A 7033-nucleotide genomic window follows, 5' to 3' on the forward strand; every position below is an offset into this window, starting at 1 on the left:
GGGCCGAGCAGGTCTTCGTCGTGGGTGGTGAGCACGTCGAGGAGGCGCCGGGTGAACGCCTCGTCCTCTCCGGCGGGTGCCGAGATCCGGGCCGTCCTCGTGCCGAGCCCGGAGGTGACCCGCCCCATGGGGACGACGGGCACGGCGAGCCCGCGCTCGATCTCGCGCAGCACCCGGACGTCGTCGGCGCCGGGCCGGTCGGCCTTGTTGACGAACAGCAGGGTCGGGAGGGAGAGCCGCCGCAGGGTGCGCATCAGGACGCGGGTCTGCGGCTGGACGCCCTCGACCGCGGAGACGACGAGCACGGCGCCGTCGAGGACGCCGAGGACGCGTTCGACCTCGGCGATGAAGTCGGGGTGGCCGGGGGTGTCGACGAGGTTGACGGAGACGGCCGACTCCCCGCTCCCGAGGGGGAAGTTGACCACCGCCGACTTGATGGTGATGCCGCGGCGGCGTTCCAGTTCCAGGCTGTCGGTCCGGGTGTTGCCGGCGTCGACGCTGCCGATCTCGTCGATGACCCCGGCCGTGTACAGCAGCCGCTCGGTCAGGCTGGTCTTACCGGCGTCGACGTGGGCGAGGATCCCCAGGTTGAGCGTGCGTGGCGTGGGTTGCACAGGGCGTCATGTCCTTCAGGTGGGTGGTCGTTCCTTTCGCGGGGGACATGAACGGTCGGCGCATCGGTGGTCTCCTCGGAGGTGGCGGGCTGTCCCGGGAACGCTCGCACACCGTTCGCGGGGACGCCACCGGATATCGCCGCGGTTCGACTGTGCCCGGACGGTCGGTGATGCTGGGGGGATGCGTGCCGCCCGCCTGATCCGTATGGCCCTCCTGATCCAGTCCAACCCCGGTCTGACCGCGGCCGCCCTCGGCCGTGAGCTGGAGGTCTCCGAGCGGACCGTGATCCGTGACGCGCAGGCCCTGCAGGAGGCGGGCGTGCCCGTCCGGTCGGAACGGGGGCGGGTGGGGGGGTACTTCCTCGCGGCGGGGTACCGGACGCGGCTCACCACGCTGGGTCCGGGCGAGGCGGAGACCCTCTTCCTGTCCGGTCTGCCCTCCGCGCTGCGGGATCTGGGGCTGTCGGACGCGGCGCGGACGGCCCGGCTGAAGCTGACCGCGACCCTGCTGCCGTCGCTGCGGCAGGCCGCCGAGTCCTCCGTGCGCCGTTTCCACCTCGACGCTCCGGCCTGGTTCCGTGAGCCCGTCACCCCGCCCCTGCTGCCGGAGCTGGCCCGCGCGGTGTGGGCGGACCGGCCCGTCGAGCTGTCGTACGTGCGGCCGGGCCGCGACGGCGCGCCGCCGGCTGCCGTGACGCGGGTGGTGGAGCCGTACGGGCTCGTGCTGAAGGCCGGGGCCTGGTACGCGGTGGTCCGCGCCCCGGGCGGGGGGCCGGAGCGGGACGGCGGCTGGCGTACCTACCTGGTCGACCGGATCACCGCCCTCGGCCCCGTCGAGGGGGCCGGGGAGCCCTTCGTGCGGGACCCGGACTTCGAGCTGGCCGCGCACTGGGCGGCCCGCTCGGCCGCCTTCGCCCGTACCCTGCTGCGCACCGGCGTGACGGTCCGGCTGACCGCCCGGGGGCTGCGGCGGCTGCCCGCCGTCGTGGACGGGGCCGCGGTCGCCGACGCGCTCGCCTCGGCGAGCGCCCCGGACGCCGCCAGCCTGGTCACGCTCGACCTGCCGGCGGAGTCCGAGGACGTCGCGTTCGACCAGTTGGCCCGGCTCGGCGCGGACGCCGAGGTGCTGGCGCCGCCCGGCCTGCGCGAGCGGTTCCGGGAGCAAGCGGCGGCCCTGGCCGCCCTCTACGGAGCCGACCCTCAGCGGTAGTCCTCGGCGGTGCCTTCCTTCCCGCCGTACACGACGTCCTCGAAGTACGCCCAGGCGTCCGGCCGGCTGCCGTCGACGTCCGTCACCCCGTACACCCGGGCGAGTTCCCCGCTGGAGGTGGACCTGCCGTTCCACCGCCGCGCGCGGTCCGGGTCGGCGGCGAGCGCCACGACGGTGCGGGCCAGGTAGTGCGGGGACTCGGCGATCGCGAACGCCGGTTCCCGGGCGATCGCGTCCCGCCAGTTCTCCTCGGCCACTGCGAAGTGGGCGAGCATCTGCTCCGAGCGCAGGAAGCCGGGCGAGACGGCGACGGCCGTGCCGCCGTACTCCGCCAGCTCCTGGCCCAGCCCGAACGCGAGGCGGATCGGGGCGTTCTTCGCCAGGTCGTAGTACATGTTCTCCCGGTAGCGGCGGTTGGAGCGCGCCGTGCCGTCGGTGACCTCCACGTGCAGCGGTGCGTCGGAGCGGATCAGCAGGGGCAGCAGCAGTGCCGCCGTGATGACGTGCGAGCGCGCGCCGAGCTCCAGGATGCGCAGGCCGTCGGCGAGGGGCGTCTCCCAGCTCCTCTTCCCGAACACCGAGCCGGCCAGGAGGTGTTCGCCGCCCCACAGGTCGTTGACGAGGATGTCGAGCCGGCCGTGGTCCCGGTCGATCCGCCCGGCGAGGGCGCGTACCTGCGCTTCGTCGAGGTGGTCGGTGGGGACGGCGGTCCCGGTGCCGCCGCCCGCCGCGGTGACGAGTTCGGCGGTCTCCTCGATGGTCTCGGTGGTCCGGCCGACCTCACTGGCCCGGGCCCGGGTGGTGCGGCCGGTGACGTAGACGGTCGCGCCGGCCCGGCCGAGCTCCACGGCCTGGGCCCGTCCCGCCCCGCGGGTGGCGCCGGCCACGAGCGCGATCCGCCCCGCGAGCGGGCCCGCCGGACCGGGGTGATCGGTGTCGCGTCGGTTCTGGATGGTGTTCTCCTCGTCGCTCATGACATCCAGCGTCCGCGCCATACCCGACAGAACACGTCACCCTTTCGCGAGCGTGTCGCGCGTCACCCCGGCCGCGGGTCACCGGTCGCGACCCGGCCCGGCGGCCCGGGCGTGAACTCCGGCGGCCCGGGGGGTGGTTCGGGCATGAGCAGCCGTGGCCTATTATCGTCGCTGCGACGATAATGAGGACGCGGGCATGCCAACCCCAGGGGCGGCCGCCCTCGTCACGCTTCCCGGAGGGCCCCATTGATCACCCGTCAGCGCCTGAGCGAGCGCGCCCGCTCCGTGCCCAATCCCGTCACGGCGGCCCGGGCGCTCGCCGGCCCCGCCGGGCCGGACCGCGTCGAGGACCCGGTCATCGCCTGGATGCAGCGCATCCGCACGACCCTGGGACTGCTGGCCACCGCCTGGCTGATCCTGGCCTACCCGCTGCGTGCGGGCCGTCAGGACTTCGTGCTCGGCAAGCTGGAGGAGCTGCTGATCGGGTGCGCCATCGTCGTGGTGACCGGCGTCATCGGCATCGGCCTGTGCATCGCCCTCGCCCGCGCACCCCTGGGGCGCCTGTACGCGAGCCGCCTGCCCGGACCACTGCTCGCGCTCGCCGCGCCGGTCCTCGGCGCGGGCGTGATCTGGCTGATGACGGCCGCCCTGAGCGGCGACATCGTCACCCCCGGCGACGTGGGCGCGCACGACATCACCTTCGGCCTCTTCGGCACCTTCCTGGGCACGATCTTCACCGGTCTGCTGGTCGTGCTGCTGTTCGTCGTGCTCACCCTCGTCTGCGTCGTCGTCCTCGTCGCCGCCGTCCTCTTCACCCTGGTCGCCCTGGTCGTCGGACTGAACGGCTGCTTCCGCACGGGGGACGTGCACGAGCTGCTGCCGGCCCTGCTGTCGCCGCTGCTGGTGTGGTCCCTGTTCGCCTTCCAGCTGTTCGACGGCCCGGACGTGGCGGCACCGCCCGAGGTGCTCTGCGCCTTCATGCTCGGCGGCCCGCTGTCGGTCACCGCGCTCTCCCTGTGGGAGATACGGCGCCTGCGCACCCGGTACGGCATCACCCTGGCCTCGCTCCTCGGCCGACAGGTTCGATGACGTGAGCACAATGGACATCGAAGGCGCCGACCCCGCGTTCCTCCTGCTGTTCCGGCACGCCGGCCGGAGCGCCGCGGCGCAGGTCGCCGAAGCGCTCGGCCCCGGGGGACGGGCCGCGATCCTGCGCCAGCGGCGGTGCGCTCCGCCCGAGGGGTTCTGCGACTGGGTCGCGGGGCACGGCGACGGCGCGGAGGTCGCGGCGCTCCTCGAACGCCGGGGCCTGACCCGCGCCCAGGCCGCCCTCGCCGCCGCGCGCGGCGATCTCGGCCCCGAGCTCGCCGCGGCGGTGGGCACGGGACACGCGGCGGTGCCGGCGGGGGACGACGAGGCCCAGTGGCTCGCCTCCCCCGCAGGCACCTTCCGCAACGCCCACGGGTGGAGCGTTCCTCCGTCACCGGAACTCACCCGGCACCTGCGCGCCCGCCTCGGCGGCGACGAGCGGGCCTGGCTGCGCGTGTTCGAGCTGCTCGCTGCCGGCTTCAGCGGCAACCTCCCCGCCCTCCTCGACGCCGCCCTGGACGAGGACTCCCCCGAGGCGGTTCCCGGGGCGGCCCCTGGGACGGTCCCCGGGGCGGTGCCCGGGGCGCTCGTCCATCCGAAGAACGAGGTCGCCTGGCTGATCCCGCTGGCGCCGGGCGACCTGCCGCGCAGGCTCCTGGCCCGCATCGCCCCGTGGTCCCTGCAGCGGCTCGCCCACGGCGCCAGGGACGCCGGACTCGTCGAGGCGCTGATCGACACCGGCGACCGCGAGGTCTGGGCCCACCTGTTCGGCGGCACGTACCGCCTCGCCTCCCGCACCGGCGAGCGCGAGGCCGAGGTCGAGCGCGCCTTCCTGCGCCGGGACGATCCCCGGATCAACGAATGGCTGCTCACCGGACTGCTCGGCCCCGGACGGGACCGGGGGTACCGGCTGGAGCCGGCGGTCCGGCTGGCCCTGCTGGAGGGCCGCCCCTTCGGCCCGGGGAGCCCGGACCCGCTGCCGCGCACCCCCGCCGTGCACGCCGCGATCGAGGCTCCGCCGTCCCCGCCGTGGGACGCCGACCTGCTGCGGCTGTGCTTCGACTCGCGCGAACCCGGCCTGGCCGCACAGGCCTTGCAGGCCTCGCTCCAGGAGCCCGCGGGCGGCGGGGAGGAGCTGCTCACCCCGTACCAGCAGCTGGTGGCCGGCATCCGGACGGGGGAATCACCGGACGGGACCGCCCGGCTGCGTTCCCTCCTGGCCGGGCAGGAGACCCGGGTCCGGGACGCGGAGGTGCGCGCGGCGTTCACCCGCGCCGTGGCCGAGGACTCCGTACGTCCGCTGCGCGAGGCCGCCGAGGCCCGCCGTGAGCGGGGCGGACTCCTCGACGAGGCCCTGCGCGTCTGGAGCCTGCGCCTGCCGGCCGGCCTCCGGCCCTACCGCCTGGGCCTGTTCACCCAGACCGAGCTCGCCGCCACGAGCCGGGCCGTCACCGGCGCCGGCTCGTACCCGGTGGACTGGGACCTCGTCCGCGACCGCCTCGCCGACCCGGACGTACGCGACCACCGCGGCTCGGCCCGCGAACGGTACGGGATCCTGCTGGCGCACGCCGACTGCCCGCCCGACGTCGCGGCCGCCCTGACCGCCCCCACCCCCGGCGGGCTCGACCTGCTCCGCCTGTACTCCGGCCGGGACTCCGCCGTCACGGCACTGACCCGCGGGAACCTGGGGGCGGGACTGCGCGGCTGCTGGGCCGGGCCCGCCATGGCCCTGGCCACCCCCCGGCCCGGCTGGGAGCCCGCCGTGACCCCGGCCGACGTGCTCGCACACGCGCGCCCGGCGCAGGACCTGCTCGCCCCGGCCCCGTCCGATGCCGTCGCCGCACTGGTCGAAGGAGCCTTCGGCGCGGCGGAGTCGGCCGACGGCCCGGCGTCCGGAGCCGGACCGTGGCTGGCACTGCTGCGCCTGACCCGATTCTTCTCGGGCCCGCTGCCGCAGCTCCTGCGCACGGCGGTCCGGCTCGCGGAAGGGGGCACGCCGCTGGACACGGTGCCCGCCGCCGACTTCCTCGTCGGGCCGGACCTGGACCCGGCTGCCGGTCTGGTCCGCGAGCGCCTGGGGTCGGACCCGGGCCCCTGGGTGCGCGCCGTGCGCCTGCTCGCCGCGGACTTCGAAGGCACGCTCCCCGAGCTCCTGGACGCCGCGTCGGCGGAGCCGGCCGCGCAGGCCCGCCCCGGCGCGGCCCGCCTGCGGTGTGCGCCCGCGGCCCTCCTCGATCTCGCTCCGCGCGCCCTGCTCGACGCCGTCGTCGGCGCACTCGACCCGGCCACCCGTGTCGTGCTGGCCCGGACCACGCTGAGCCCGGACCTGGTGCGGTCGCTGGTCGGACAGGGCGACCGGCCCCTGTGGGACGCGCTGCTCGGCGCCCCCCACGTCGGCCGGCCGGCCGAAGCCCCGGACTCCGCGACGCCCCGGGACCTGCGCGACGAGGTGGTCGTTCCGGCGCTGCTCGCCCTGGACGACCCCTGGGTCAACGCCCGCCTCGTGCGGGAGGCGTTCGCCGGGACGGACGCCGAAGGGGCGGCGCGGACGAGCGCGGTACTGGCCGGGCGCCCCTTCGGGCCGCGCGAGCAGCCGGTACCGGTGCTGCCGCGGCTGCGGGCCGACTTCGCGGACTGGCACCCCGGCTGCGCCGCGCGGCCGCCGGAGTGGACCCGTAACCCGCACTTCTGGACCTCACCGGAGCCGGTGCTGGCGATGCAGGCCATGATGTACGTCCGGCAGGGCAACCACCAGGACCCGCCGGCCACCGTGCTCAGTGTCCGGCAGAGCCTGCTGGCCGCGTCGACGATCGCCGGCGCGGGCCGCTTCGACCTGCTGGAGCACGTGGTCGCGCACTGGCACGTCCGGTACCCGTACGGGGAGTGCTCCGCGATCCGGGAACTGTTCGAGCGGGCCGTCCGGCAGCGGTCGGCCGCCGAGATCGACCGGGAGCTGTCGGCGCCCGGATAGCCGGGCCCGCGGGCGTACGGTGACCCCATGGAACAGCGCATCACCCTGGTCACCCTGGGCGTTTCCGACCTCGCCCGCGCCAAGGCCTTCTACCGGGCCCTGGGCTGGCGGGGGCAGGAGGTGGAGGAGACCGTCTTCTTCCAGGCGGGCGGTCTGGGACTGGTCATGTGGTACC

At 75.6% G+C, this 7033-nt stretch carries 5 protein-coding genes and 1 pseudogene; 4 read left to right on the top strand and 2 right to left on the bottom strand.

What is annotated here, in order from left to right:
- On the bottom strand, positions 1-614 hold a 614-nt coding region (locus ACFVXK_RS35930), incomplete at its 3' end, for a GTP-binding protein (protein ID WP_389620727.1).
- A 181-nt stretch (positions 615-795) separates the two neighbouring features.
- Between ACFVXK_RS35930 and ACFVXK_RS35935 the strand changes: the two genes are divergently transcribed.
- Positions 796-1824: a helix-turn-helix transcriptional regulator gene (locus ACFVXK_RS35935; RefSeq protein WP_389620730.1), complete on the top strand. Its 1029-nt coding sequence runs from the start codon at positions 796-798 to the stop codon at positions 1822-1824.
- Here ACFVXK_RS35935 and ACFVXK_RS35940 read toward each other — a convergent pair.
- Entirely contained in the window at positions 1815-2798 is a 984-nt protein-coding gene (locus ACFVXK_RS35940) for an SDR family oxidoreductase (protein WP_389620733.1), read from the bottom strand. The two genes, ACFVXK_RS35935 and ACFVXK_RS35940, sit on opposite strands and share 10 nt — an antisense overlap.
- Positions 2799-3044: 246 nt before the next feature.
- Here ACFVXK_RS35940 and ACFVXK_RS35945 point away from each other — a divergent pair, with 246 nt between their 5' ends.
- The 3 genes and pseudogenes from ACFVXK_RS35945 to ACFVXK_RS35955 form a co-directional block, all read left to right on the top strand.
- On the top strand, positions 3045-3887 hold the full coding sequence (locus tag ACFVXK_RS35945) for a hypothetical protein (RefSeq protein ID WP_389620736.1): 843 nt from the start codon (positions 3045-3047) through the stop codon (positions 3885-3887).
- Between the two features lies 1 nt (position 3888).
- A complete protein-coding gene (locus tag ACFVXK_RS35950) occupies positions 3889-6858 on the top strand; it encodes a hypothetical protein (protein WP_389620739.1) in 2970 nt (989 codons plus the stop codon).
- A 27-nt stretch (positions 6859-6885) separates the two neighbouring features.
- A pseudogene (locus tag ACFVXK_RS35955) lies at positions 6886-7033 on the top strand (VOC family protein); the annotation flags it as partial.

Origin of the sequence: Streptomyces sp. NPDC058157 (assembly GCF_042884105.1) — a bacterium.
GTDB lineage: Bacteria > Actinomycetota > Actinomycetes > Streptomycetales > Streptomycetaceae > Streptomyces.